At 71.6% G+C, this 25,157-nt stretch carries 23 protein-coding genes; 16 read left to right on the top strand and 7 right to left on the bottom strand.

Annotated elements, in window-relative coordinates; genetic code table 11:
• The first annotated feature begins 27 nt into the window (after positions 1-27).
• The 5 genes from dnaK to ISU07_RS01055 all read left to right on the top strand — a co-directional run bounded on the left by dnaK (position 28) and on the right by ISU07_RS01055 (position 5,328).
• On the top strand, positions 28-1,908 hold the full coding sequence (gene dnaK / locus ISU07_RS01075) for a molecular chaperone DnaK (RefSeq protein ID WP_194704904.1): 1,881 nt from the start codon (positions 28-30) through the stop codon (positions 1,906-1,908).
• On the top strand, positions 1,905-2,510 hold the full coding sequence (grpE, locus tag ISU07_RS01070; protein WP_323742350.1) for a nucleotide exchange factor GrpE: 606 nt from the start codon (positions 1,905-1,907) through the stop codon (positions 2,508-2,510). The genes dnaK and grpE overlap by 4 nt, the downstream gene beginning before the upstream one ends.
• Positions 2,511-2,554: 44 nt before the next feature.
• Positions 2,555-3,742, top strand: a complete 1,188-nt coding sequence (gene dnaJ / locus ISU07_RS01065; RefSeq protein ID WP_194704903.1) for a molecular chaperone DnaJ — start codon at positions 2,555-2,557, stop codon at positions 3,740-3,742.
• Positions 3,739-4,173, top strand: a complete 435-nt coding sequence (locus ISU07_RS01060; RefSeq protein WP_194704902.1) for a heat shock protein transcriptional repressor HspR — start codon at positions 3,739-3,741, stop codon at positions 4,171-4,173. The genes dnaJ and ISU07_RS01060 overlap by 4 nt, the downstream gene beginning before the upstream one ends.
• Positions 4,174-4,335: 162 nt before the next feature.
• Positions 4,336-5,328, top strand: coding sequence for a CmcI family methyltransferase (locus tag ISU07_RS01055; RefSeq protein ID WP_323742349.1), 993 nt, complete (start codon positions 4,336-4,338; stop codon positions 5,326-5,328).
• Positions 5,329-5,365: 37 nt separating this feature from the next.
• Here ISU07_RS01055 and ISU07_RS01050 read toward each other — a convergent pair whose 3' ends face one another.
• Positions 5,366-6,082 carry a hypothetical protein gene (locus tag ISU07_RS01050; protein WP_194704901.1) on the bottom strand — a complete coding sequence of 239 codons (717 nt, stop codon included), beginning with the start codon at positions 6,080-6,082 and terminating at the stop codon, positions 5,366-5,368.
• A 129-nt stretch (positions 6,083-6,211) separates the two neighbouring features.
• On the opposite strand from ISU07_RS01050, the gene clpB reads away from it, so the two are divergent.
• From clpB to ISU07_RS01035, 3 genes are read left to right on the top strand one after another with little or no spacing between them, the layout of a single operon-like run.
• Positions 6,212-8,809 carry an ATP-dependent chaperone ClpB gene (clpB, locus tag ISU07_RS01045; protein WP_194704900.1) on the top strand — a complete coding sequence of 866 codons (2,598 nt, stop codon included), beginning with the start codon at positions 6,212-6,214 and terminating at the stop codon, positions 8,807-8,809.
• A gap of 13 nt (positions 8,810-8,822) precedes the next feature.
• Positions 8,823-9,869, top strand: a complete 1,047-nt coding sequence (locus tag ISU07_RS01040; RefSeq protein WP_194704899.1) for a hypothetical protein — start codon at positions 8,823-8,825, stop codon at positions 9,867-9,869.
• A gap of 26 nt (positions 9,870-9,895) precedes the next feature.
• Entirely contained in the window at positions 9,896-10,669 is a 774-nt protein-coding gene (locus ISU07_RS01035; RefSeq protein ID WP_194704898.1) for a hypothetical protein, read from the top strand.
• An 84-nt stretch (positions 10,670-10,753) separates the two neighbouring features.
• Here the strand turns inward: ISU07_RS01035 and ISU07_RS01030 are convergent, their stop codons facing one another.
• A complete protein-coding gene (locus tag ISU07_RS01030; RefSeq protein ID WP_194704897.1) occupies positions 10,754-11,923 on the bottom strand; it encodes a pyridoxal phosphate-dependent aminotransferase in 1,170 nt (389 codons plus the stop codon).
• A 36-nt stretch (positions 11,924-11,959) separates the two neighbouring features.
• Here ISU07_RS01030 and ISU07_RS01025 point away from each other — a divergent pair, with 36 nt between their 5' ends.
• Together ISU07_RS01025 and pyrE are read left to right on the top strand one after the other, a co-directional pair.
• Positions 11,960-13,021: an NAD(P)/FAD-dependent oxidoreductase gene (locus tag ISU07_RS01025; protein ID WP_194704896.1), complete on the top strand. Its 1,062-nt coding sequence runs from the start codon at positions 11,960-11,962 to the stop codon at positions 13,019-13,021.
• Between the two features lie 4 nt (positions 13,022-13,025).
• Positions 13,026-13,571: an orotate phosphoribosyltransferase gene (gene pyrE, locus ISU07_RS01020; RefSeq protein WP_194704895.1), complete on the top strand. Its 546-nt coding sequence runs from the start codon at positions 13,026-13,028 to the stop codon at positions 13,569-13,571.
• Here the strand turns inward: pyrE and ISU07_RS01015 are convergent.
• On the bottom strand, positions 13,568-14,290 hold the full coding sequence (locus tag ISU07_RS01015) for a DedA family protein (protein WP_323742348.1): 723 nt from the start codon (positions 14,288-14,290) through the stop codon (positions 13,568-13,570). The two genes, pyrE and ISU07_RS01015, sit on opposite strands and share 4 nt — an antisense overlap.
• Before the next feature lie 89 nt (positions 14,291-14,379).
• Between ISU07_RS01015 and ISU07_RS01010 the strand changes: the two genes are divergently transcribed.
• The 3 genes from ISU07_RS01010 to ISU07_RS01000 are packed head-to-tail and all read left to right on the top strand — an operon-like array spanning position 14,380 to position 18,013.
• Entirely contained in the window at positions 14,380-15,021 is a 642-nt protein-coding gene (locus ISU07_RS01010; protein WP_194705670.1) for a TrmH family RNA methyltransferase, read from the top strand.
• A 24-nt stretch (positions 15,022-15,045) separates the two neighbouring features.
• Positions 15,046-16,293: an amidohydrolase family protein gene (locus ISU07_RS01005; protein WP_323742347.1), complete on the top strand. Its 1,248-nt coding sequence runs from the start codon at positions 15,046-15,048 to the stop codon at positions 16,291-16,293.
• 40 nt (positions 16,294-16,333) lie between these two features.
• Entirely contained in the window at positions 16,334-18,013 is a 1,680-nt protein-coding gene (locus ISU07_RS01000) for a formate--tetrahydrofolate ligase (protein ID WP_194704894.1), read from the top strand.
• On the opposite strand, the gene ISU07_RS00995 is transcribed toward ISU07_RS01000, so the two are convergent.
• The gene (locus ISU07_RS00995) at positions 18,006-18,887 is read right to left on the bottom strand and encodes a homocysteine S-methyltransferase family protein (RefSeq protein WP_194704893.1); all 882 of its coding nucleotides are present in this window, start codon (positions 18,885-18,887) and stop codon (positions 18,006-18,008) included. The genes ISU07_RS01000 and ISU07_RS00995 overlap by 8 nt on opposite strands.
• The gene (locus tag ISU07_RS00990; protein ID WP_194704892.1) at positions 18,884-19,183 is read right to left on the bottom strand and encodes a virulence factor; all 300 of its coding nucleotides are present in this window, start codon (positions 19,181-19,183) and stop codon (positions 18,884-18,886) included. Before ISU07_RS00990 ends, ISU07_RS00995 begins: the two co-directional genes overlap by 4 nt.
• A 195-nt stretch (positions 19,184-19,378) precedes the next feature.
• Here ISU07_RS00990 and fbaA point away from each other — a divergent pair, with 195 nt between their 5' ends.
• Positions 19,379-20,410: a class II fructose-bisphosphate aldolase gene (fbaA, locus tag ISU07_RS00985; protein ID WP_194704891.1), complete on the top strand. Its 1,032-nt coding sequence runs from the start codon at positions 19,379-19,381 to the stop codon at positions 20,408-20,410.
• Between the two features lie 146 nt (positions 20,411-20,556).
• A complete protein-coding gene (locus ISU07_RS00980; protein ID WP_194704890.1) occupies positions 20,557-21,435 on the top strand; it encodes an LLM class F420-dependent oxidoreductase in 879 nt (292 codons plus the stop codon).
• A gap of 7 nt (positions 21,436-21,442) precedes the next feature.
• On the opposite strand, the gene ISU07_RS00975 is transcribed toward ISU07_RS00980, so the two are convergent.
• The gene (locus ISU07_RS00975; RefSeq protein WP_194704889.1) at positions 21,443-22,984 is read right to left on the bottom strand and encodes a DHA2 family efflux MFS transporter permease subunit; all 1,542 of its coding nucleotides are present in this window, start codon (positions 22,982-22,984) and stop codon (positions 21,443-21,445) included.
• A 56-nt stretch (positions 22,985-23,040) separates the two neighbouring features.
• Here ISU07_RS00975 and ISU07_RS00970 point away from each other — a divergent pair, with 56 nt between their 5' ends.
• Positions 23,041-23,472, top strand: a complete 432-nt coding sequence (locus tag ISU07_RS00970; protein ID WP_194704888.1) for a DUF3151 domain-containing protein — start codon at positions 23,041-23,043, stop codon at positions 23,470-23,472.
• Here ISU07_RS00970 and lysS read toward each other — a convergent pair whose 3' ends face one another.
• Positions 23,473-25,131: a lysine--tRNA ligase gene (gene lysS / locus ISU07_RS00965; protein ID WP_194704887.1), complete on the bottom strand. Its 1,659-nt coding sequence runs from the start codon at positions 25,129-25,131 to the stop codon at positions 23,473-23,475. It abuts the gene before it with no gap.
• Positions 25,132-25,157 lie beyond the last annotated feature (26 nt).

The following is a 25,157-nucleotide window of genomic DNA, read 5'->3' as shown; positions in this document are numbered from 1 at the left end:
ACACCCCAGCACCGGAGGTAACCCAACATGGCTCGTGCCGTCGGCATCGACCTCGGTACGACGAACAGCGTCGTCGCCGTCCTCGAAGGTGGAGAGCCCACCGTCATCGCCAACGCGGAAGGCGCCCGTACGACGCCCTCGGTCGTGGCCTTCGCCAAGTCCGGCGAGGTCCTGGTCGGCGAGGTCGCCAAGCGCCAGGCCGTCACCAACGTCGAGCGCACCATCCGGTCGGTCAAGCGCCACATGGGCACCGACTGGAGCGTGAAGATCGACGACAAGTCCTTCACGCCGCAGCAGATCAGCGCGTTCGTGCTCCAGAAGCTCAAGCGCGACGCCGAGGCCTACCTCGGCGAGCCGGTCACCGACGCGGTGATCACCGTGCCGGCGTACTTCTCCGACGCCCAGCGCCAGGCCACCAAGGAGGCCGGTGAGATCGCCGGCCTGACCGTGGCCCGCATCGTCAACGAGCCGACCGCGGCCGCGCTGGCCTACGGCCTCGACAAGGGCGACGACCAGACGATCCTCGTCTTCGACCTCGGCGGCGGCACGTTCGACGTGTCGCTGCTCGAGATCGGCGAGGGCGTAGTCGAGGTCAAGGCGACCTCGGGCGACAACCACCTCGGTGGCGACGACTGGGACTCCCGCGTCGTCGACTGGATGGTCACCAAGTTCAAGAACGCCCACGGCGTGGACCTGGCGGCGGACAAGATCGCCAAGCAGCGCCTCCAGGAGGCAGCCGAGAAGGCGAAGATCGAGCTGTCCAGCTCCAGCGAGACGACCGTGCACCTGCCGTACATCACGCACGGCGAGTCCGGCCCTCTCCACTTCGAGGAGAAGCTCACCCGCGCGGAGTTCCAGAAGATGACCTCCGACCTGCTCGACCGCACCAAGGCGCCGTTCCGCTCGGTGCTGAAGGACGGCGGCGTCGCGGTCGACAACATCGACCACGTCGTCCTCGTCGGCGGCTCGACCCGCATGCCCGCGGTGACCGACCTGGTCAAGGAGCTGCTCGGTGGCAAGGAGCCCAACAAGGGCGTCAACCCCGACGAGGTCGTGGCCATCGGTGCCGCGCTCCAGGCCGGCGTCCTCAAGGGCGAGGTCAAGGACGTCCTGCTCCTCGACGTCACCCCGTTGTCCCTCGGCATCGAGACCAAGGGCGGCGTGATGACCACGCTCATCGAGCGCAACACCACGATCCCGACCAAGCGGTCGGAGATCTTCACGACCGCCGACGACAACCAGCCGTCGGTCGAGATCAAGGTCGCCCAGGGCGAGCGCCAGATGTGGGCGCAGAACCAGCCGCTCGGCAACTTCGAGCTGACCGGTCTGCCCCCGGCCCCGCGCGGCATCCCGAAGATCGAGGTCACCTTCGACATCGACGCCAACGGCATCGTCCAGGTGTCCGCCAAGGACCAGGCCTCCGGGCGCGAGCAGTCCATGCGGATCACCGGCGGCTCGGCGCTGTCCAAGGACGAGATCGACCGGATGGTCAAGGAGGCCGAGCAGTACGCCGCGGAGGACGCCAAGCGCCGCGAGGCCGTCGAGACCCGCAACCAGGCCGACTCGCTGGTCTACCAGACCGAGAAGTTCCTGGAGGACAACGGCGACAAGATCCCGGCCGACGTGAAGTCCGAGGTCCAGGCGGACGTCGACGCGCTGAAGGCGACCCTCGAGAACGCCGACGCGTCGCCGGAGGAGATCCAGGCCGGCGTCACCAAGCTCGGCGAGACCAGCCAGAAGATGGGGGCGGCCATGTACGCCGCCGCCGAGGCCGACCAGTCGGCCGCGGGGGGCAGTGACGGCAGCACCGGCGAGTCCGACGACGACGTGGTCGACGCCGAGATCATCGACGAGGACGAGTCGACTGGTGGGTCCGGTCACGCCGGTTCCGAGGACGAGGCCAAGTGACCGACCGTCCCCAGGGCGTGACCGACGAGTCGGTCGAGGTCTCCGAGGAGGAGACCCCGGCCGGCTCGTTCGGGGACGCCGCCGCCGAGATGGCGAACGAATCCGAGGTCGAGGTCGAGCCCGACCAGGACTCCGTCTCCGAGGGCCCGTCGGTCGAGCGGCAGCTCGAGGAGCGCACGGCCGACCTCCAGCGTCTCCAGGCGGAGTACCTCAACTACAAGAGGCGCGTCGACCGGGACCGGGAGCTGGTGCGCGAGAACGCGACGTACCACGCACTCGCCCCGATCATCGACGTGCTCGACAACATCGACCGCGCCCGTGAGCACGGCCCCCTCGAGGACGGGTTCCGTGGCGTGGCCGAGCAGCTCGAGCGCGTGGTGGCGGCGCAGGGCCTCGTGAAGTTCGGCGAGCCGGGGGACGCCTTCGACCCGACGGTCCACGAGGCGCTCTCGCACATCGGCACCGACCCGGACGTCGAGGTGACGACGTGCAAGGTGATCGCCAAGGCGGGCTACCGGATCGGCGAGCGCGTCGTGCGCGCCGCCCAGGTCCTGGTGGTCGACCCCGGCGAGCGTGACGAGGCTCCGGCCAACGAGATGTGACGATCCACAACACGACGAGCGACCCGGGAGGGAGGTGAGGGTGGATGCCGGCGGAGATCCGCGCTGACTGGGCGACCAAGGACTTCTACCAGGTCCTGGGCGTGCCCAAGACGGCGACGCAGGCCGAGATCAAGAAGGCCTACCGCAAGCTGGCGCGCGAGAACCACCCCGACTCCAACCCGGGCGACTCGCGCAAGCACGACACCTTCAAGTCCGTCGCCGAGGCCTACGACGTCGTCGGCGACCCCGAGCGTCGCAAGGCCTACGACGACTACCGCACCCAGGTCGCGACCGGTCCGTTCCCGGGCGGCTTCGGGGGTGGCGGCGGTGGCTTCAGGCCGCCGGGAGGCTTCGACATCTCCGACGTCATCCGCGGGCACGCGGGCGGCTTCGGCGACGTGTTCGGCGACTTCTTCGGGGGTGCCGGGGCCGGCAGCCAGCGGCCGGGGCAGAGCGCCCGCGCGCGTCCGATCCGCGGCTCGGACGTCGAGACGTCGGCCACGATCGGGTTCACCGACTCCGTCGAGGGCGTGACGATCAGCCTGCGGCTCACCTCCGACTCGCCCTGCCCGGAGTGCAAGGGCACCGGCGGCAAGCCGGGCACCAAGCCGCACATCTGCACGACCTGCGAGGGCGCCGGGTTCGTCGTCTCGGGCGTGGGCGGGGCGTTCTCGCTCAACGAGACCTGCCCGACCTGCCACGGCCGCCAGCTGGTGTACGACGAGTCGTGCCCGGTCTGCCACGGCAGCGGCCGCGGTACGTCGGCGCGCTCGATCCAGGCCCGCATCCCGGCCGGCGTGCGCGACGGCCAGCGGATCCGGATCAAGGGCAAGGGTGGGGCCGGCGAGAACGGCGGTCCCGCCGGCGACCTCTTCGTCACCGTCAAGGTCGCCCCGCACCGGCTGTTCGGCCGCAAGGACGACAACCTCACCATCGACGTGCCGATCTCCTTCGACGAGGCCGCTCTCGGCGCCGATGTGAAGATCCCGACCCTCGGCGGCGCGCCGGTCACCCTGAAGATCCCCGCGGGCACGCCCAACGGCCGCACCTTCCGGGTCCGCGGTCGCGGCGCCAAGAAGAAGGACGGCACCAACGGTGACCTGCTCGCCACCGTGCAGGTCCAGGTGCCGGCGGTCCTCAACGAGCGGGCCCGTGAGGCCGTCGCGGCCTACCGCGCCGCCACCGAGGGCAGCACGCTCAGGTCCAACCTCTTCGAGCAGGCGTCGTCGTGAGTCCCCGGACGCCCGAGCCGGAGCAAGCCGTCTACGTCATCTCGGTCGCGGCCGAGCTCACCGGCCTGCACCCGCAGACCCTCCGCAGCTACGAGCGGATGGGACTCATCGCGCCGTCCCGCACGGGTGGCGGCGGGCGTCGGTACTCCGCGCGCGACGTCGAGCTGCTCCGCACGATCGCCGAGCTCACCTCGTCGGGCGCCGGCATCGAGGGCGTGCGCCGCATCCTCGAGCTCGAGCACCAGGTCGACGCGCTGCGGCAGCGCAACGAGGAGCTGGCGGCCGAGCTCGAGGCCACCCGCAACGCGCTGCGCGACGCGCTGCTCGAGGTGGGGCGCACCCGCCGCGGCGACACCCCGCCCAGCCGGCTCCCCGTGCTCCGTCAGCCCGACGCGGCCGGCCAGGTCGTGGTCTGGCGCCGCGGGCGCTAGTGACTGGACCTGACCGGTCTGGTTGCGGCCGCGAGGAGGCGCCCACGAGCTGCGGTGAGTGAGCGCCGGTTTGTGTACGCACGAGGAAGTCCGATCCACCCGGTCAGTAGAGTGGCCGCACCCCTGAGCCCACTGCCGCACCAGAAAGCCTTCATCCGCATCGTGACTGCCAAGGACAACCTGGTCGCGCGCGCCCGCTCGGCCCTGGTACGCCGGGTGGACCCGCTGGCCGCACGCCGCGCCGCGACCCTCGCCGAGCGCCGTACCGCCGGCATCGAGCAGTCGGCGGCGGTGGATGCCGCGCTCGACGCCACGTCGGCGGTCGCGGTCCGCGACCTCGCGCAGAAGATCAGGGACGGCGGCGCCGACCTGCACGACCAGGCTGCCCTGGCGCAGCTGGTCGAGGCGTACCTCACCCACCAGGACCCCGCGTCCATGCCGCACGGTGTGGCCCAGGCGGTCGCCGCGAGCTTCGAGGGGCTGTGGCAGCCGGTGGGGGAGCCGGTGCCCGAGCCGCCGCCGTTCATCCGGGACGTGATCCGCGACCAGTTCCACCGGCTCTACTACCACGTGTCGAAGCGGACCTGGAAGGACACCTGGTACCGCGGCGTGCGCACCTACAAGTGCCCCACGGACATGTGGGTCTACATGGAGCTGATCGACCAGCTCGAGCCCGGCCTGGTGATCGAGACCGGCACCTACCGCGGCGGGTCGGCGCTCTACATCGCCGACCGGCTGGAGACCATCGGGGCCGGCAACGTCGTGACCGTCGACGTCAACGAGCCGCCCAACCCGCCCGAGCACCCGCGCATCACGTACCTGACCGGGTCGTCCACCGATCCCGCGATCGTGGAGAAGATCGCCGGGATGATCCCCGAGGGATCGCCGGTGCTGGTGATCCTCGACTCCGACCACTCGCGCGACCACGTGGCGGGCGAGCTCGCGGCGTACGCCCCGCTCGTGCCGGTCGGGTCCTACCTGATCGTCGAGGACACCAACGTCAACGGGCACCCGGCCGCGCCGGACTTCGGCCCCGGGCCGATGGAAGCCCTGTGGGACTTCATGGCCACCGACCCGGGGTTCGAGGTCGACGCGCACTGCGAGCGGTACTTCCTGACGCAGAACCCGTCGGGGTACCTCAAGCGCGTGCGTTAGCCCGACCTGGCGTGCGTCTTCTGAACCAGCGCAGCCGTCAGCTGACCGACTTGGACAAGGTCGCCTGGCGGCCCAGCGGCGCGACGTAGAGGTCGGTGCCGTCGGTGCGCAGCAGGTTCACCAGCACCGGCTGGTACTGGGTGGTCGACCACTGCTGGTTGTTGCGGGTCATCGTGCAGTCCAGGGCCAGGGAGTCGCCGGCCACGATGGTCAGCGGGCTGGTGCCGTTGAGCGCGGGCGGTGTGCCCACCGACGTGACCTGCGTGTCGGCCAGCACGGCCTTGGTGAAGACGACCGTGCCCGAGAGCCCGCTCTGGATGATCCGGCAGTTGATGACGTTCGGGTTGCCCGGGTCGCCGGCGGCGCCGGTCATCTGGACGTTGAACGTGATCAGGTAGCTGCCCGGCTGCTGCGCCGGGATCGCCTGGGTGAAGCCACCGGTGTGCTGGGCGACGCTCCAGGCGTAGATCGTGTTGCGGTTCTTCTTGTACTCCGCCCCGGTGAGGCCGTCGAGCTTGTCGGCGTTCAGCTTGGCGATCCGCTTGCCGTTGCTGACCTTGAGCGCGGCTCCCTTGGACTTGAGGGTCAGCGCGGCTCCCGACCCGGTGTTCTTCAGTGTGGTGGTGTGGTCCGCCTGGTTCCACGCCCCGAGGATGAACGCACGACCCGTGGCGGCCGAGGCTGCCCAGTCGAGGGCGGTGAGGAGGACGATGCCGACCGTGAGGGCGACGAGTCCGGACTTGATCTTCTGCATGATGGTGCTGCCTCTCTGGCTCCCCCGAGAGCCGTGCAAACTATTCAGAGTTGAGTGGAACAGACTCAACTTCTGCACCGTTGTGCCTGTAGACCCAGAACCTACGAGAACAAAGGGCCAACAGTCGGTATGAGTCAGTTCGCTGCTGAGAAGTTCACGACCCGCAGCCGTGAGGCCATCGAGGTCGCCCAGGTCACCGCCACGACCGGTGGCAACAGTGCGACCGAGCCCGTGCACCTGCTCGCCGCCCTGCTGCGGCAGGAGGACGGCACGACGCGCAGCCTGGTCACCAAGGCCGGGGTGGACGTGGCGGCCCTGGCCGCGGCCGCCGAGGCCGGCGTCCGTGCGCTCCCCAGCGCGACCGGCGCCACCGTCCAGCGCCCCGCCGCGTCCCCAGCGCTGACGCGCGTGCTCGCGGCCGCGGTCGAGCTCGCGTCGGGCATGAAGGACGAGTACGTCGCCACCGACCACCTCCTCGTCGCGCTGGCCACCGTGGAGTCGAGCGCCAAGACCGTGCTCACCGACGCGGGCCTGACCGCCGACGGCCTGCGTGAGGGCATCTCTGCGGTCCGTGGCAGCCGCCGGGTGACCAGCGAGGGTGCCGAGTCCACGTACGAGTCGCTGGAGAAGTTCTCCGTCGACCTCACCCAGGCCGCCGAGGACGGCCGGCTGGACCCGGTCATCGGCCGGGACGCCGAGATCCGCCGCGTGATCCAGGTGCTCAGCCGGCGTACCAAGAACAACCCGGTCCTCATCGGCGAGCCCGGCGTCGGCAAGACCGCCGTCGTCGAGGGGCTCGCCCAGCGCGTCGTCGCCGGCGACGTGCCCGACTCGCTCAAGGGCCGGCGCGTGCTGAGCCTCGACCTGGCCGCGATGGTGGCCGGGGCGAAGTACCGCGGCGAGTTCGAGGAGCGGCTCAAGGCCGTCCTCGAGGAGATCAAGGACGCCGGCGGCCAGATCATCACGTTCATCGACGAGCTGCACACCGTCGTCGGTGCGGGCGCCGGCGGCGACTCCGCCATGGACGCCGGCAACATGCTCAAGCCGATGCTGGCGCGCGGCGAGCTGCACATGATCGGCGCGACGACGCTCGACGAGTACCGCGAGCGCATCGAGAAGGACCCGGCGCTGGAGCGCCGCTTCCAGCAGGTCTTCATCGGCGAGCCCTCGGTCGAGGACACCATCCAGATCCTGCGCGGGATCCAGGAGAAGTACCAGGCGCACCACGGCGTCCGGATCACCGACGCCGCCCTGGTCGCGGCCGCGACGCTCTCCGACCGCTACATCACCGGCCGCCAGCTGCCCGACAAGGCGATCGACCTCGTCGACGAGGCCGCGTCCCGGCTGCGGATGGAGATCGAGTCCTCCCCGGAGGAGATCGACCAGCTCCGGCGCCAGGTCGAGCGGCTGAAGATGGAGGAGTTCGCGCTGGCCAAGGAGTCCGACCCCGCGTCGGTCGAGCGGCTGGCCAAGCTGCGCGCCGACCTCGCGGACCACGAGGAGGAGCTGCGTGGCCTGGAGTCGCGCTGGGAGCGCGAGAAGGCCACGCTCGAGGGTGAGGGCGAGCTGCGTCGCGCGCTCGACCAGCTCCGCGTCGAGGCCGAGAAGCTGCTGCGCGAGGGCAACCTGGAGGGCGCGAGCAAGATCCGCTACGAGTCGATCCCCGAGCTGGAGCGCAAGATCGCGGCGGTCGAGGAGACCGAGAAGTCCGACGTGGAGCCGCTCGTCGGCGAGGAGGTCGGCGCCCAGCAGATCGCCGACGTCGTCGAGGCGTGGACCGGCATCCCGACCGGCAAGATGCTCCAGGGCGAGACCGCCAAGCTGCTCGAGATGGAGCAGGTCATCGGCCACCGGCTGATCGGCCAGGCCGACGCCGTGCGCGCGGTGAGCGACGCCGTACGCCGTTCGCGCGCGGGCATCTCCGACCCGAACCGGCCCACCGGCTCGTTCCTCTTCCTCGGCCCCACGGGCACCGGCAAGACCGAGCTCGCCAAGTCCTTGGCCGACTTCCTGTTCGACGACGAGCGGGCGATCGTGCGCATCGACATGAGCGAGTACGCCGAGAAGCACTCGGTCGCGCGGCTCGTCGGCGCGCCTCCCGGGTACGTCGGGTACGAGGAGGGCGGCCAGCTCACCGAGGCCGTCCGCCGCCGCCCGTACTCCGTCGTGCTCCTCGACGAGGTCGAGAAGGCGCACCCCGAGGTCTTCGACATCCTGCTCCAGGTGCTCGACGACGGCCGGCTGACCGACGGCCAGGGCCGCACCGTCGACTTCCGCAACACGCTGCTGGTCCTCACCAGCAACCTGGGCTCGATGTACCTCGTCGACCCGACGCTGGACCCGGAGAAGAAGCGCGAGTCGGTGCTGGCCATGGTGCGGGCGTCGTTCAAGCCGGAGTTCCTCAACCGGCTCGACGAGATCGTCATCTTCGACGCGCTGTCGAAGGACGACCTGGCCCACATCGTCGGCCTGCAGCTCGGCCTGCTCGAGAAGCGGCTGGCCGCCCGGCGCATCGACATCGAGGTCACCGACGCCGCGCGCCAGTGGCTCGCCGAGACGGGCTACGACCCGGCGTACGGCGCCCGTCCGCTGCGCCGCCTCATCCAGACCGCGATCGGCGACCCGTTGGCCCGGCTGCTGCTGAGCGGCGAGGTCGTCGACGGCAGCACCGTCCGGGTGGACCGCGGGGACGAGTCGTCCGGCGGACTCACCCTGACACCGGCCTGAGACACTGGAGCGCGTGACTCCCGACGCCCCGGCACCCCGCCCGCGTCAGGTGACGCTCGCCGCGTCCCTGGTGATGGCGGGCTCGCTGCTGCTGGTGGCGTCTGTGTTCGAACGGCTCGGTGACCTGCGGTCGGTGGAGAGCCGGTCGGCCATCCAGCGGTTCCTGGAGCAGCCGCCGGGGAGCGACCTGGGCCTGGGCCTGGAGTCGGTGCTGGACCTGCTCCGGGTCGTGGCGATGGTCGGCGCGGCGCTGGCGACGGCGGCCGCGATCCTCGGCTACCACGTGCTGAAGCGCAACCGTGCCGCCCGCATCGGGCTGGCCGTGCTCGCGGTCCCGCTGTTCCTCACCGGCACCACGACCGGCGGTTTCCTGGCGGCGCTGGTGGCCGGCAGCATCGGCATGCTGTGGCTCCAGCCGGCGCGTCTGTGGTTCTCCGGCCAGGCGCCGCCGGCCGAACGGCCGGCGCCGGCACCGCCGCCCGTGACTACGGCTCCGGGTCCGCGGCAGGACGTCTCCGCGGCCCCGCCGCCGTGGACCGGGTACGGCGAGTACGGCGGTGCCCTCCCCGCACCACCGCCCGTGGGTCCGGCCCGGTCCCAGCGGCCCTCGGCCGTCGTGGCGGCGTGCGTGATCACGTGGGTGTGCTGCTCCACCGCGCTGCTGTTCGGGCTGCTGCTCGTCGCCGTGCTGGTGGCGGACGCCGACGGGCTGCTCGAGGAGCTGCACCGCCAGAACCCCCAGCTCGCGCAGGACGCCTCCGACGCGACGATCCGGGCGACCGCCTGGTCGGTGGCCGTCGTCGTGGTGTTCTGGTCGACCCTGTCCGGGATCCTCGCGGTGCTGGCGTTCCGGCGCGTCCGCTGGTCGGCGTACGCCCTCGTCGCCTCGGCCGGGACGGTCGCCGTCGTGTGCCTGGCCGGGTCGCTCGCCTCGCCGGTCCTCGCCGTGCCCGGGGTGCTCGCCACCGCGGCCGGCGTGCTGCTGCTGCAGTCCAGCGCGCACCGTTGGTACGCCCGCCGGGAGGACCCGACGCCGCAGCCGTGGCGTCCCTCCCCCTGAACTGTCGCTCGTGATGTGATGGCGTCGTGAGCGAGAACCCCTACGGCCAGAACCCGCCGCAGCAGCCGCCGCAGCCTCCGCAGAACCCGTACGGCACGGGGTCGCCCGCCGGCGAGAACCCGTACGGCCAGCCGACGCCCCCGCCGTCCAGCCCGACTGCCAGCCCGCCGGCCAACCCGTCGGAGCCGTCCTCGGTCCCGCCCTCGAGCGATGCCCCGGCCCAGCCGCCGGCCGAGAACCCCTACGCCCAGAACCCCTACGGCTCGGCGCCGTACGGCCAGACGCCCTACCCCCAGCAGCCCGGCACCGGCGGGCCGCTCGGCGACGGGCTCGACATGTACGGCCGCCCGCTCGGCACCGACGAGCGCCCCGGCGGGGTCACCGCGGCGGCCTGGATCACCATCGTGCTGTCCGGCATCTCGTTCCTGCTCTACGGCTTCATCACCCTGGCGATGCTGATCGCCAAGGACGACGTGACCCGGGAGATCGACAAGGCGATCCGCGACAGCAACAGCAACAGCAACTTCAGCGCCGAGGACGCCTACGGCGTCGTGGTCGGCATCCTGCTGGTCGTCACCGTCTGGTGCCTGATCTCCTGCGTCCTCGCGGTGTTCGTGCTGCGCCGCTCGAACGCCGCCCGCATCCTGCTCGTCATCTCCGCCGTCGTGGCCGGCCTGCTCAGCCTGCTGGGCATCAAGTCCGTCGTCTCGGCCGTCCCGCTGCTCGGCGCCATCGCCGTCATCGTGCTGCTGTTCATCGGCGGCGCGAACGACTGGTTCGGTCGTCGGCGCAGGTACTGACGGGCCACCGATTCGTCTGCCGTTGGGCAGGAACGCCACTCTGAAAGCGCTTTCACGCGGCGTTTGGTCCCAAACGCCACGTCGTCAGCCGTACGACAAGTCCGCAGCACCGAGCCGGCTGACGGCCTCCTCGATCACCTCGCGACGCTTGCAGAAGGCCCAGCGGACCAGCTGACGACCGGCGTCGGGGTCGTCGTAGAAGACCTGGGTGGGGATGCCGACGACGCCGGCGCGCTCGGGGAGGGCGAGGCAGAACGCCATGGCGTCGGGCCAGCCGAGGTCGGTGATGTCGCTGGTGGCGAAGTACGTGCCCTCGGGCGGGCGGCCGCGCAGGCCGATCTTCTCCAGGCCGTCGCAGAGCAGGTCCCGCTTCTCCCGTAGCTCGGCCGCCAGCGTCGTGGGGAAGTCGGGGTGCTCGTCGAGGGCGGCGGCCACGGCGGGCTGGAGCGGCGCCCCCGAGGTGAACGTCAGCCACTGCTTGGCGGCCAGGACGGCGCCCACGAGCGAGGCCGGCCCGGTCGCCCAGCCGACCTTCCAGCCGGTGAACGAGTAGCTCTTGCCCGCGCTCGACAGCGTGAGCGTGCGTTCGGCCATGCCGGGCAGCGTCGCCATCGGCACGTGGTCGGTGCCGAAGGTCAGGTGCTCGTACACCTCGTCGGTGATCACGACCAGGTCCCGATCGACCGCGAGCTCGGCCACCGCCTCCAGCTCCGCGCGGGTGAGCACGGTGCCGGTCGGGTTGTGCGGGCTGTTCAGCAGCACGAAGCGGGTCCGGGACGTGACCGCGGCCCGCAGCTCGTCGAGGTCCAGCCGGAAGTCCGGGGCGCGGAGGGTGACCGGGCGCCGTACGCCGCCGGCCATCTGGATCATCGCGACGTAGCTGTCGTAGTAGGGCTCGAGGACCACCACCTCGTCGCCGGGGTCCACCAGGCCGAGCAGCGCGGACGCGATGCCCTCGGTGCAGCCCGTGGTCACCACGACCTGGCTGTCCGGGTCCAGCTGCAGGCCGTAGTGCCGCTGCTGGTGCCGGGCGACGGCCTGACGCAGGGCCGGCGTGCCGATCCCCGGCGCGTACTGGTTGGCGCCGGACTGCAGCGCCCGCACGGCCGCCGCGATGACCTCCGGAGGGCCGTCCTCGTCCGGGAAGCCCTGGCCGAGGTTCACCGCGCCGGTGCGCACGGCGAGCGCCGACATGGTCGAGAAGATCGTCGGCGGGATGCCGTCGAGACGGGCGGCGGTGCGCGGCGTCGTCATGGCGCGAGGCTAGCCGTGCGGCTCTATCCTGCGCGGGTGACCTCGGCTCCCGTGGATGTGGTCGTGGTCGGCGGCCGCGTGGCCGGCGCGCTGACCGCGCTGCGTCTGCGGGCCCGCGGGGCGGCCGTGCGGCTGCTCGAGGCTCGGCACTTCCCCTCGGACACGTTGTCGACCCACTTCTTCCGCGGGGACGGGCTGGTCCGCTCGCTGGCCGAGGTCGGCGTGCTCGACGAGGTCCTGGCGGCCGGTGCCCCGCGCCTCGGCTGCGAGTACTTCGCCCTCGACGACGGTCCGGCCGAGCAGGGTCCGCCCCAGGATCCGGGCGAGGCCGGCTTCTGTCTCTCGGTACGGCGCGTGACGCTCGACGCGATCCTGGTGGGCGCCTGCGAGCGCGCGGGCGTCGACGTGCGCACCGACACCAAGGTCACCGACGTCGTCGCGGAGGGAGAGCGCATCGTGGGCGTCGTCGACGAGGCCGGCGAGCGGCACGTGGCCCGGGCCGTGGTGGGTGCCGACGGGCGACGCTCCCGGGTCGCGGCGCTGGTGGGTGCGCCGGAGGACGAACGGCACCCCGCCGCTCGCGCGATGTACTACCGCTACGGAAGGGGCTGGGAGAGCCCGCCGGACGTCGGGCCGGAGTTCTCGCTGGTCGGCGACGAGTTCGCGTACGTGTTCCCCAGTGACGGGGGACTGGCCTGCCTCGCGGTCAGCGTGCCCCTGGCCGCCCACGACGAGCGCGACGAGGACCACGCGGCCGATCTCGAGCGCCGCCTCCAGCGACACGCCACGCTCGCGGACCGGGTCCGTGGGCTGACGTGGCAGGGCGGCGTCTTCACCGGCCTGCCGGCCGACAGCGTGCTGCGTCGTGCGTCCGGGCCGGGCTGGGCGCTCGTCGGCGACGCCGGCACCGGGCAGGACCCGTGGGCGGGCCTGGGCATGGACACCGCAGCGCGGCAGGCGGAGGTGTTCGCGGAGGTGTTCGCCGAGGACCCCTCGGACTTCGAGGCGGCGTACGCCTCACGCCGCCGCGAGCAGACGTTGGCGGGGTACGACTTCGCCACCCGGTTCGCACCCGACATCCGGGCGATGCTGGGATGAGCCCATGACCTCCGACCCGGACCTCGCCCGCGACGTCGACGCCCGCTGCCGGCTGAGCGGGGAGTTCACCCTCCGGTCGGGGCAGGTGTCGCACGAGTACTTCGACAAGTACCTCTTCGAGACCGACCCGGCGCTGCTCGCCCGCGTGGCCGCCCAGATGCAGGGCCTGCTGCCGAGCGACGTCGATCTCCTCGGCGGCCTGGAGATGGGCGGCATCCCGATCGTCACCGCGCTCAGCGCCCGGACCGGGCTGCCCGCGCTGTTCGTGCGCAAGAAGGCCAAGGAGTACGGCACCTGCAAGCTGGCCGAGGGGCCCGACGTGGCCGGCCGCCGGGTGACGCTGGTCGAGGACGTCATCACCACCGGCGGGGCCGTCCGCGACGCGACCAACGCGCTGCGCGAGGCGGGCGCGACGGTCGACCTGGTCGTCTGCGCGATCGACCGGTCGCCGGCGGGGGAGAACCCGCTCTCGGACGTCGGGCTCGAGGTGCGCGCTGTCCTGACGAAGGCCGACCTGGACGCCGTACGCGCCGCGTCCTCGGGGCCCTAGGAGCTCGTGCTCTCGCTCTTCGCGCTGCTGGAGGACTCCTCGTCCTCGTCCTCGTCGTCGTCGTCGTGGTGCCGCCACCACTCGATGACGATCGGGACCACCGACAGGGCCAGCAGGCCGAGGATCAGGTAGTCGACGTTGGTGGCCAGCCACGGGACGCTGGCGCCTACGAAGTACCCGAGCAGCATGATGCTCGCGACCCACGTGATCGCGCCGACCAGGCTCCACACGATGAACTTGCGGCGGTCCATCCGGGTCGCTCCCGCGACCACCGTGATGTAGGTGCGGACGAAGGGCACGAACCGGCCGATGACCAGCGCCTTGCGGCCGTGCTTCTCGAAGAACGCCTCGGTCTTCTTGAAGTACTCGCGCTTGAGGATCCGGCCGTCGTGCTGGTAGAGCGGTGGACCGATCTTGCGGCCGATCTCGTAGCCGGCGACGTTGCCGGCCAGGGCGCCCGCGACCATCACCACCAGCCCGAAGGCCAGGTTGACCATCGGACCGCCGCCGATGATCGAGATGTCCTCGTTGGCGATGAAGATGCCCATGGCCACGAGGAGGGTGTCCCCGGGCAGGAACGGGAAGAACAGCCCGCACTCCACGAAGATGATGACCAGGCTCACCCAGAAGAACGCCGTCCCGAACTGGTCGAGCAGCCAGTTCGGGTCCATCCAGGTGATGCCGAACAGCAGCGGCGCCAGCAGGCCGGTCACTCTCACCGCCTCACCGTACCTGCCGCGGCCTGACCGGGACGTGAACACGTCGTTACGGTCGGCGGGTGGACGAGAGCCGAGCACCGTACGACCCGATGCCGCACGGGCCTGCCGAGGTCGGCGTCGGGCCGTGGGTCGGCCCGTGGCCGGACGGGGAGCAGTACGACGCCCGGCTCCTGGCGGAGGGCGACCGGCGCAACGTCGTCGACCGCTACCGGTACTGGTCGATGGAGGCGATCGTGGCCGACCTGGATTCCCGCCGGCACGGCTTCCACGTCGCGATCGAGAACTGGCAGCACGACTTCAACATCGGCACGATCGTCCGCTCCGCCAACGCCTTCCTCGCCGCCGAGGTGCACATCGTCGGCAACCGCCGGTGGAACCGCCGCGGCGCGATGGTCACCGACCGCTACCAGCACCTCCGGCACCACGCGTCGGTCGACGAGCTGGCGGCGTACGTCCACGAGCGGGACATCGCCCTGCTGGGCATCGACAACCTGCCCGGCTCGGACCACCTGGAGACGATGACGATCCCGCGCTCGGTGTGCTTCCTGTTCGGCCAGGAGGGACCGGGCCTGTCGGAGGCCGCGTGGCGCGCGTGCGACGGCACCTTCTCCATCGCCCAGTTCGGCTCCACCCGCTCGATCAACGCCTCGGCCGCCGCCGCGATCGCCATGCACGCGTGGATCCGCACGTACGCCGACCTGTCGCCGGAGGGTGATGCCTGGCGCGGCTGACATCGGCGTTCCTACGATCGGGCGGTGGATGTCGTCGTGCGCAACGCCCGCCTCCTCGACGGGCGGGTGGTGGACCTCGGGATCGCCGACGGGCTGTACGTCGGCGTCGGCGAGGGCGACGTGCACGTCGAGCCCGGGCTGGCCCTGGACGCCGAGGGCGGGCTGGTCACGCCGTCGTTCGTCAACGGGCACATGCACCTCGACAAGGTCTACACGCTGCCGATGGCCGGCGACGGCGCGCTCGCGGCGTACACCTCCGGCGAGATGGGCGCGGCGATGCGCTCGATCGTGCGGGACGCCAACGCCGTGAAGAAGGCCTACGACCGAACATGGATCGTGCCGAACGTACGCCGCGCGCTGGACCTCGCGGTCGTCAACGGCGTGCTGCACGTGCAGGCCTTCGTCGACGTGGACACCACCGCCGGCCTGGAGGGGATGGCGGCCGTGCTCGAGGTGCGGGAGGAGTACCGCGACCTGGTCGACCTCCAGGTCGTGGCGTTCCCGCAGGACGGGCTGCTGCGCGACCCGGGCGCCGCGGAGCTGTGCGAGGAGGCCGTCCGGCTCGGCGCCGACGTCGTCGGCGGGATCCCGTGGATCGAGCTGACCGACCGCGACGCTGCCGAGCACGTCCGGTGGGCGTGCCGGGTGGCTGCCGCGAACGGCACGAGGGTGGCGATGCTGGTGGACGACGCCGGCGACCCCTCGCTGCGGACCACGGCGATGCTGGCCGAGGCGATGATCGAGCACGGGCTCCAGGGCCGTGGCGTCGCCTGCCACGCCCGCGCGCTCGCGACGTACCCGACCCCCTCGGTCGTCCGGCTGGTCGAGCTGGCGCGGGCCGCCGGGCTGGGCTTCGTCTCGGACCCGCACACCGGGCCGCTGCACCTGCCGGTGCGGGAGTTCCTCGACGAGGACCTCGCCGTCGCGCTCGGGCAGGACGACATCGAGGATGCCTACTACCCGTTCGGCCGCCACAACATGCTCGAGGTCGCGTTCCTCGCCGCGCACCTTCTCGGCTTCCTGTCCGGGCCCGACCAGCTGCGCCTGGTCGACCTCGTGACGACACGGGCGGCGCGGGTGCTCGGGCTGGACGAGCACACGATCGCGGTCGGCCGTCGCGCCGACCTCTGCGTGCACCGTGCCGAGCGCGTGGTCGACCTGCTGCGCGAGCACGCGAAGCCGCGGTGGGTGCTGCGCGGCGGACGCGTCGTGGCGGAGTCGGAGGAGCGCTCGCAGATCCACCGCCGGACGGCTAGCGTGCCCCCGGGGTGACCGGGAGTGACCTGGGTCACGCGACGGAGGGGGACTGGCTTTGCTGTCGGACATCGAGATCGCGAACGCCGCCGAGCTGCGGCCGATCCGCGACGTGGCCGCGGAGACGCTCGGCATCGACGAGCAGCACCTCGTGCCGTACGGCCGCTACAAGGCGAAGGTCGACCTCGGGTACCTGAGCTCGCTGGCGGACCGGCCGCTGGGGCGTCTCGTGCTGATGACCGCGATCTCCCCGACCCCGCCCGGCGAGGGCAAGACCACCACGACGGTCGGGCTCACCGACGCCCTGCACGGGCTCGGCCACCGGGCGATGGCCTGCCTGCGCGAGCCGTCGATGGGCCCGGTGTTCGGCATGAAGGGCGGCGCGGCCGGCGGCGGCTACAGCCAGGTCGTGCCGATGACCGACATCAACCTGCACTTCACCGGTGACTTCGCCGCGATCGCCGCGGCCAACAACCTGCTCGCGGCGCTCATCGACAACCACATCCACCACGGCAACGAGCTCGACATCGACGTGCGCAGCGTGACCTGGAAGCGCGTGGTCGACATGAACGACCGGGCACTGCGCGAGGTGAACGTCGCGCTCGGCGGCCGCGCCAACGGCTTCCCGCGCGAGGACGGCTTCGACATCGTCGTGGCCTCCGAGCTGATGGCGATCTTCTGCCTGACCGAGTCGTGGGCGGACCTCAAGAAGCGGATCGGCGACATCGTCGTCGGCTACACCCGCGCGATGGCGCCGGTGACCGCCCGCGAGCTCAAGGCCGACGGCGCGATGGCGGTGCTGCTCCGCGACGCCCTGGCGCCGAACCTCGTGCAGACGCTGGAAGGGGCGCCGGCCTTCGTGCACGGAGGCCCGTTCGCCAACATCGCCCACGGGTGCAGCTCGGTGACCGCCACCCGCGCGGGCCTCCGGCTGGCCGACTACGTCGTCACCGAGGCGGGCTTCGGCGCGGACCTCGGTGCCGAGAAGTTCGTGGACATCAAGTGCCGCAAGTCCGGCCTCCGCCCCGACGTCGCCGTCGTGGTGGCCACCGTGCGCGCGCTGAAGTACCACGGCGGCGTCGCCCTCGCCGACCTCGGCACCGAGGACCTCGGCGCGCTCGAGGCCGGCATGGCCAACCTGCGCCGGCACCTGAACAACATCCGCCACGTGTACGGCGTTCCCTGCGTCGTCGCGGTCAACCGCTTCCCGACCGACACCGAGGCCGAGGTCGAGAAGGTCGTCGAGCTGGTCGCGGCCGAGGGCGTCCGGGCGTACCCCGCGACGCACTTCGCCGACGGCGGCACCGGTGCCCACGACCTCGCGAAGGGTGTGCTCCAGGCGATCGACGAGCCCTCGCCGTACGAGTTCTCCTACACCTATCCCGACGACCTTCCGCTCGCCGAGAAGGTCGAGGCGATCGCGACCCGCCTGTACGGCGCGGGCCACGTCACCTGGGACGCGAAGGCGCGCCGGCGGCTCCAGCGCATCGAGCGGGACGGCTTCGGCGAGCTGCCCGTGTGCATCGCGAAGACGCAGTACTCGTTCTCGACCGACCCCGGGCTCGTGGGTGCCCCGAGCGGCCACGAGCTGCACGTGCGCGAGGTGCGGCTGTCGGCCGGCGCCGGGTTCGTCGTGGTCGTGTGCGGCGACATGATGACGATGCCCGGGCTGCCCCGGGACCCGTCGGCGGCGCGGATCGACCTCGCCGACGACGGGACGATCCTGGGCCTCAGCTGAGGACGGCCTGCCTCATCGCCGCGATGTGGGCGGGAGTCGACCCGCAGCAGGCGCCGATCAGGTCGACGCCCAGGGCCTGGAGGGCGACGGCGTGCTCGGCAAGGCGCTCCGGCGGTACGTCGTAGGCGAACCGGTCGCCGACGAGCTGCGGCAGCCCGGCGTTGGACTGCGCGACGATCAGCAGCCCCTCCAGACGTGCCTGCGTGAGCTGCTCGGCGATCGCCTCCATCTCCTCGGGGCCGCGACCGCAGTTGGCGCCGACCGCGTCCACCCCGAGCCCGGCCAGCGCCGTCACGGCGTCGGCGGGACGGACGCCCATCATCGTGCGCAGGTTGGTGTCGAAGCTCAGCGTCGCGATGACCGGTGCGTCCGGGACGACCTCGCGAGCCGCCTCGATCGCGGCCTCGACCTCGCCGAGGTCGCTCATCGTCTCGATGAGGACGAGGTCGATCCCGCCCTCGGCCAGCCCCGCCAGCTGCTCGGCGAAGAGCAGTCGCGCGTCGTCGGGCTCCAGGGTGCCGAGCGGGCTGAGCAGCTCACCGGTCGGACCGAGGCCGCCGGCGACCAGCACGCCGTGCCGGCGGGCCACCTCGGTCGCGATCGCCGCCCCGGCCCGGTTGAGCTCGTGGACGCGGTCCTCCAGGCCGTGCATGGCCAGCCGTGGGCGGGTGCCGCCGAAGGTGTTGGTGGTCAGGATGGTGGCCCCGGCCTCGGCGTACGCCGCGTGGATCCCGGAGATCACGTCGCTGCGCTCGACGTTCCAGAGCTCGCCGGACCCGCCGTCGTCCAGGCCGCTCTCCTGCAGCAGGGTTCCCATGCCGCCGTCGAGGAGGACGGTCTCGTCGGTGCCCAGGAGGTCGCGGAGCCGGTTCACTGCGCGGGGCCCAGTCCGTCGAGGTACGCCGTCAGCTTCTCGGCGTCCCACTGCTCCTCGAGCTCTGCCACCACGCGGTCGCAGACCTCGGCCGGGCTGCCGTCGGCGGCGGTCCACTCGCCGCGGGTCCAGCCGTCGAGGTACGCGTCGCTGTCGACGGCCCCCAGCCGCATCGCGGCCTCGTCGATGGCCTCCTGGAACCGGGTCGCCAGCGGGCCCTTGGTCACGGCCTCGCCCTCGCGCGCGACCACCAGCGACGGCAGGTCGCGCCAGTAGGTCACCTGGTACTCGCTCACGCGCCGAGGCTAGTCGCCCGTCGTGCGCGCCTGCGCTTTCTCGAGCGCCGTGAGACCGCGCGGGCCGAAGCCGCTGTCGAACGCTTCTCGGTGGTCGACGTCCATGTCCACCAGACGGAACCACCAGCCCTCCCGGTGGTCACGTCCGCCACTAGGGTGAACGTGCTCGCACGCCCCGTCCCGAGGAGCCTCGTCATGCCCATCGCCACGCCGGAGAAGTACGCCGAGATGCTGGACACCGCGAAGTCCCAGGGCTTCGCCTTCCCGGCCATCAACGTGTCGTCGTCGCAGACGCTGAACGCCGCCCTCAAGGGGTTCGCGGACGCCGGCTCCGACGGCATCGTCCAGGTCTCGACGGGCGGGGCGGAGTACCTGTCCGGCCCGTCGGTCAAGAACATGGTCACCGGGTCGGTCGCCTTCGCGGCGTACGCCGCCGAGGTCGCCAAGTCCTACCCCGTGAACATCGCCCTGCACACCGACCACTGCCCGAAGGACAAGCTCGACGGGTTCGTGCGGCCGCTGCTCGACATCTCCGCTGAACGGGTCGCGCGGGGCGAGGCGCCGCTGTTCCAGTCGCACATGTGGGACGGGTCCGCCGTACCGCTCGACGAGAACCTCCTGATCGCCGAGGAGCTGCTCGCCCGGTGCGCCGCGGCGCAGATCATCCTCGAGATCGAGGTGGGCGTCGTCGGTGGCGAGGAGGACGGCGTCGAGGGCGCGATCGACGAGAAGCTCTACTCGACGCCCGAGGACGCCCTCGCGACCGTCCGCGCGCTGGGTGTCGGCGAGAAGGGTAGGTACCTCACCGCGCTGACGTTCGGCAACGTGCACGGCGTCTACAAGCCCGGCAACGTCAAGCTCCGCCCCGAGGTGCTCCAGAAGGCCCAGGAGGCCGTGGTGGCCGAGCTCGGACTCGCCTCGGGCGACCGCCCCTTCGACCTGGTCTTCCACGGCGGCTCCGGCTCCACCGAGGAGGAGATCTCCGCCGCCGTGGACTTCGGCGTGGTGAAGATGAACGTCGACACCGACACCCAGTACGCCTTCACGCGTCCCGTCGTCGGCCACATGTTCAGCAACTACGACGGCGTCCTCAAGATCGACGGCGAGGTCGGCAACAAGAAGACCTACGACCCCCGCGCCTGGGGCAAGGCGGCCGAGGAGGGCATGGCCGCCCGCGTCCTCGAGGCCTGCGAGAACCTCCGCGCCACCGGCCACTCCATCGGCTGAGGATCATCTCGGGACTCGCGGTTGCTGCGAGTAACCACCCCTTCGCGTGACTACCCACCCGTCATACCGGGTGGCTAGTCCCCACCCGGGGTGGTTACTCAGACCCCCATCCGGAGAGTTTGTCCGGTTGTGCTTGGCTCGGGGGCGTGAAGCTCGGCATCCACTGCGCGAACCTGACGTGGCCGGGAGGACCGGCAGCCCTGGCGACGACGTTGGCCCAGGTGGCAGAAGCCGCGGACCAGGGTGGCGTGACGACCCTGACCGTGATGGACCACTACTTCCAGATGGAGCACCTCGGCGGGCCGGCTGAGCCGATGCTCGAGGGGTACACCACCCTCGGGTACCTCGCCGGCCGCACCGAGCGCCTCGAGCTGGGCGTGCTGGTGACGGGCGTGACCTACCGTCATCCGGGGCTCCTGGCCAAGATCGTGACCACCCTCGACGTGCTCAGCCAGGGCCGGGCGATGCTGGGGCTCGGCGCCGCCTGGTACGAGCGGGAGCACCGTGCGCTCGGCGTGCCCTACCCGAGCACCAAGGAACGTTTCGAGCGGCTGGAGGAGACGATCCTGGTCCTGCGCCAGATGTTCGGGGAGGACGACGGTGCCTTCGACGGCAAGCACTACCGGCTGGCGGAGACCGTCAACAACCCGCAGACGGTCCGGCCCGGCGGGCCGCGGCTGGTCATCGGCGGCGGCGGCGAGCGCAAGACGCTGCGGCTCGTGGCCCAGTACGGCGACGCCACCAACCTCTTCCCGGCGCCGCTCGACGACCTGCGCCACAAGCTGGACGTCTTGAGGAGGCACTGTGACGACCTCGGCCGCGACTACGACGCGATCAGCAAGACCGTCACGGGCACGCTCGTGCGTCCGTTCGACGACCTGGACGCCTGGCTGGGGCTGATGGACCAGTACGCCGCGCTCGGGATCGACCAGATGTGGGTCGGTCCCGACCGTGACGACCCGGTCGGGTGGACCGAGCGGATGTGCGACCAGGTCGTCCCGCGCCTGAGCGCGATCGGCGGCTGAGGGCGCCTCAGGACGTCGGGGCCGGCTCCGGCTCGGCGCCGGCCTGGGTGGGACTCCCGGGTCGCACCATGTGGCGCATCTGCTCGAAACCGAGGCACGCCAGGAAGCCGAGCGCCAGCACGGCGACCGGGAGCAGCAGCGACTGGGACATCGCGGTGCTGAAGGGCTCGAAGACCTGGGCCGGCAGGGCGCCGCCCGCACCCGCGGCCTCGGCGGAGCCACCACCGGAGGCCAGGCCCTCGGCGGCCAGCCGCGAGTCGATCAGCACGGCGATGCCGGCCGCGCCGAGCACGGCGCCCACCTGGCGGGTGGCGTTGTAGACACCCGAGCCCGCGCCCGCGAACTGCGGCGGGAGGTTGCGGGTGGCGGTGGCCGCCAGCGGCGCCCAGACCCCGGCCATGCCGAAGCCCAGCAGCGCCATCGGGGCGAGGATCTGCCACAGCGCGCTGTCGGGGCGCACCTCCAGGGAGACCCACCACACGGCCAGCGCGGTGAACGCGAAGCCGGCACCGGTCAGCAGGCGGGGGTGCACCCGGTCGGTGTAGCGACCCACGATCGGCGCCATCACGATCGAGACGACCGCCATCGGCACGAACGTCAGCGCCGCCGCGGTCGGCGACATGCCGCGGACCAGCTGGAGGTAGAGCATCAGCGGGAAGCCCATGGCGGTCGCGGTGAACGACATGGTGGAGATCGCGAAGTTGGAGACGGAGAAGTTGCGGTCCTTGAACAGGCCGAGCGGGACCAGGGGCTCGCTGCGGTTGCGGGCCTGCCAGAGCACGAAGACCGCGAAGATGACCAGCCCCGCGATGATCAGGCCCCACACGGAGATCGGGCCGGAGATCGTGCCCCAGTCGTACTGGTGGCCCTCCTGGATCCCGAACACCAGCGCGAACATGCCGAGCCCGCTCAGCGCCACGCCCAGCCAGTCGAACTTGTGGGCGTGCGTCGGCAGGTCGGGCACCAGCCGGAAGGCGAGCACCAGACCCACCAGGCCGACCGGGATGTTGATGAAGAAGATCCACTCCCAGCCGAGGGCGTCGACGAGCACCCCGCCCAGGATCGGGCCGACGAGCGTGGCCACGCCGGCCGTCGCGCCCCACAGGGCCATCGCCTTGCCGCGCTCGGTCGCCGGGAAGATCCGGGTGATGACGGCCATCGTCTGCGGCGTCATCAGCGAGGCGCCGACACCCTGCACCACGCGCGCCACGATCAGCATCTCGACCGTCGAGGTCAGGCCGCACCACAGCGACGCCAGCGTGAAGATCGTCAGGCCGACCATGTAGATCTTCTTCGGTCCGACGCGGTCGCCGAGCCGGCCCGTGATGAGCACGGGGACGGCGTACGCCAGCAGGTAGGCGCTGGTGACCCAGACGACCTCGTTCACGTCGGCGTGCAGGTCCTCGATGATCGACGGCGTCGCGACGGTGACGATGGTGGTGTCCACCAGGATCATGAAGAACCCGAGGCACAGGGCGAACAGCGCCGGCCAGGGGCGCACGTCCTCGGGAACCTGGGAGGTGGGCTGCTGGGGCGCGGTCTGGGCCATGACCGGAGTCAACACCCGCCCGCCGACGGCGATTCCCGCGACCTAGGCTTCAGCGCATGAGCTTCCAGGACCTGATGGCCGGACCACCGCCGACCGAGCTGCCCGTCGACCCGGCCGACGCCGAGCTCGCCGGCGGTGCCTCGCCGGGTGAGGTCGTACGCCGCCACCCGGCGTCGCCGGCCGCGTGGGCGGCCCTGGCGCTGGCTGCCAAGGAGGCCCACGACGCCGATGCCGGCAGCGCTGATGGCGACCTGACGGTGTACGCCTACGCGCGCGTCGGGTACCACCGCAGCTTGGACATGCTGCGCCGCAACGGCTGGAAGGGGCACGGCCCGGTGCCGTGGGAGCACGAGCCGAACCGTGGCTTCCTCAGGTCACTCGCCCTGCTCGCCCTGGCCGCGCGCGCCATCGGCGAGCAGGAGGAGTGGGAGCGGTGCTCGACGTTCCTGCGCGACTCCAGCCCGGCGGCGGCCGACGAGCTGCTGTAGTCAGCCGCCCAGCAGCGACCGCACCCGATCGGCGCCGAGCGCCATCACCAGCGTGGGCAGGCGCGGGCCGCGCTCGGCGTCGACGAGCAGCCGGTAGAGCAGCCCGAAGAACTGCTTCTGGTCGGCCTTCACCTCGTCGGTCGGCTTGTCGTCGAGCGCCATGCCGCGCGCGAGCTTGGGCACGCCGTACACCAGCGACGTCACGTGGTCGAGGCTGAGCGGCTCGGTGAGCCCGTCACGCAGCAGCCGCAGCCACTCGCGCTCCTCCTCCGACAGCGAGGCCAGCGTCGCCGCGTCGGGCGTCTCCCGGACGTTCGTGCGGTCCTCGGGTGCGACGTACTCCAGCGTCCACGCCATCGCCCGGTCCAGCCGAGGCTGGATGTCCTCCACGGACTCCCCGACGATCCGGCTGATCTGCTCGGCGGACCCGGCGGTCACGTCCGCGACCGAGGACAGGAGGCGGAAGGGTACGACGACGCGCGGCGCGGGCAGCGGCCCGGCGGCGGTCGCCGCGGCGCGCTCCCAGGCGAGCACCTGGACGTCGCGCTTCCCGGGATCGGCGGCCTTGCGGGACAGGGAGTCCCACTCGTCGTAGAGCCGCACGACCTCGGGTCCGAAGTCGATGTCGAAGGTCTGCTTGGGGTTCCGGCGGACGTAGAGCCAGCGCAGGATCGGCGCCTCGAGCACGCGCAGCGCGTCCTGGGCGGTGGGGGCGCCACCGGCCGACGACGACATCTTCTGCACGCCGGCGAAGCCGACGAAGCCGTAGCCGAACCAGGCGGGGCGCGGCATCCCGAAGACCTTCTCGACCAGCTCGTGGCCGACCGTGAACGACGAACCGGGCGTCGCGTGGTCCATGCCGGCGGGCTCGAAGTCGACGTGCTCGAAGGCCCAGCGCATCGGCCAGTCGACCTTCCAGGCGAGCTTGCCCTCGTCCTGGGTGGCCAGGTTGATCGTGTGCGCGTGACCGCGGTCGCAGGTGTAGGACAGGTCGGTGCTCGCGTCGTCGTACGCCGTCACGGTGGTCGCGTCGCGCAGGCAGGTGAGGCAGTACGGCTTGTAGGGGAAGCGCTCGAGCTCGGTGGTCCCCTCGACGTCGTCGTCGGCGGCGACGGAGTCCTCCAGCGCCTCGGCCTCCTGCTTGCTGACGGGCTCGGCGACGACCTTCTTGGTGCGGTAGCGCGCGAGCACGCTCTCGATCTCGCCCCGGTGCTGCACGGCCAGCAGCACCTGCTCGCGGTAGACGCCTGCCTGGTAGCGCTCGGTCTGCGAGACCTCCTCCATGTCGCAGCCCATCGCGTGCAGCGACTCCCGCAGCGGCTCCTTGAAGTGCTCCGCCCACGACGGGTGGCACTCCCACGGGTCAGGTACGGCGCTCAGCGGCCGCCCGATGTACTCGGCGTACGACGGGTCGACCTCCCTGGGCACCTTGCGGAACCGGTCGTAGTCGTCCCACACGTGCAGGTGCCGGACGGGCACGCCACGACGCCGCAGCTCGTCGGCCACGAAGTGCACCGTGAGGAACTCCCGCAGGTTCCCCAGGTGCACCGGCCCCGACGGCGAGATCCCCGACGACACCGTCACCGGCTTCCCCTCGCCGGCGTGCCCGATGGCGTCGTCGGCGGCTCGGGTGACCCAGTCGGTCGGGGTGGTGGACATGGGCCGAAACGCTACCCGTTCAACGA

This window comes from Nocardioides islandensis (genome assembly GCF_015352455.1).
Classification (GTDB): Bacteria; Actinomycetota; Actinomycetes; order Propionibacteriales; family Nocardioidaceae; genus Nocardioides; species Nocardioides islandensis.
Note: the sequence above shows the minus strand (reverse complement) of the source record. Positions and strands in the feature narration are given on the sequence as shown.

Coding starts and splice junctions, on each gene's coding strand:
- fbaA (WP_194704891.1), top strand. CDS start 19,379: ATGCCCATCGCCACGCCGGAGAAGTACGCCGAGATGCTGGACACCGCG.
- ISU07_RS01030 (WP_194704897.1), bottom strand. CDS start 11,923: ATGACGACGCCGCGCACCGCCGCCCGTCTCGACGGCATCCCGCCGACG.
- pyrE (WP_194704895.1), top strand. CDS start 13,026: ATGACCTCCGACCCGGACCTCGCCCGCGACGTCGACGCCCGCTGCCGG.
- lysS (WP_194704887.1), bottom strand. CDS start 25,131: ATGTCCACCACCCCGACCGACTGGGTCACCCGAGCCGCCGACGACGCC.
- ISU07_RS01050 (WP_194704901.1), bottom strand. CDS start 6,082: ATGCAGAAGATCAAGTCCGGACTCGTCGCCCTCACGGTCGGCATCGTC.
- dnaK (WP_194704904.1), top strand. CDS start 28: ATGGCTCGTGCCGTCGGCATCGACCTCGGTACGACGAACAGCGTCGTC.
- ISU07_RS00970 (WP_194704888.1), top strand. CDS start 23,041: ATGAGCTTCCAGGACCTGATGGCCGGACCACCGCCGACCGAGCTGCCC.
- ISU07_RS01010 (WP_194705670.1), top strand. CDS start 14,380: ATGCCGCACGGGCCTGCCGAGGTCGGCGTCGGGCCGTGGGTCGGCCCG.
- clpB (WP_194704900.1), top strand. CDS start 6,212: ATGAGTCAGTTCGCTGCTGAGAAGTTCACGACCCGCAGCCGTGAGGCC.
- dnaJ (WP_194704903.1), top strand. CDS start 2,555: ATGCCGGCGGAGATCCGCGCTGACTGGGCGACCAAGGACTTCTACCAG.
- ISU07_RS00975 (WP_194704889.1), bottom strand. CDS start 22,984: ATGGCCCAGACCGCGCCCCAGCAGCCCACCTCCCAGGTTCCCGAGGAC.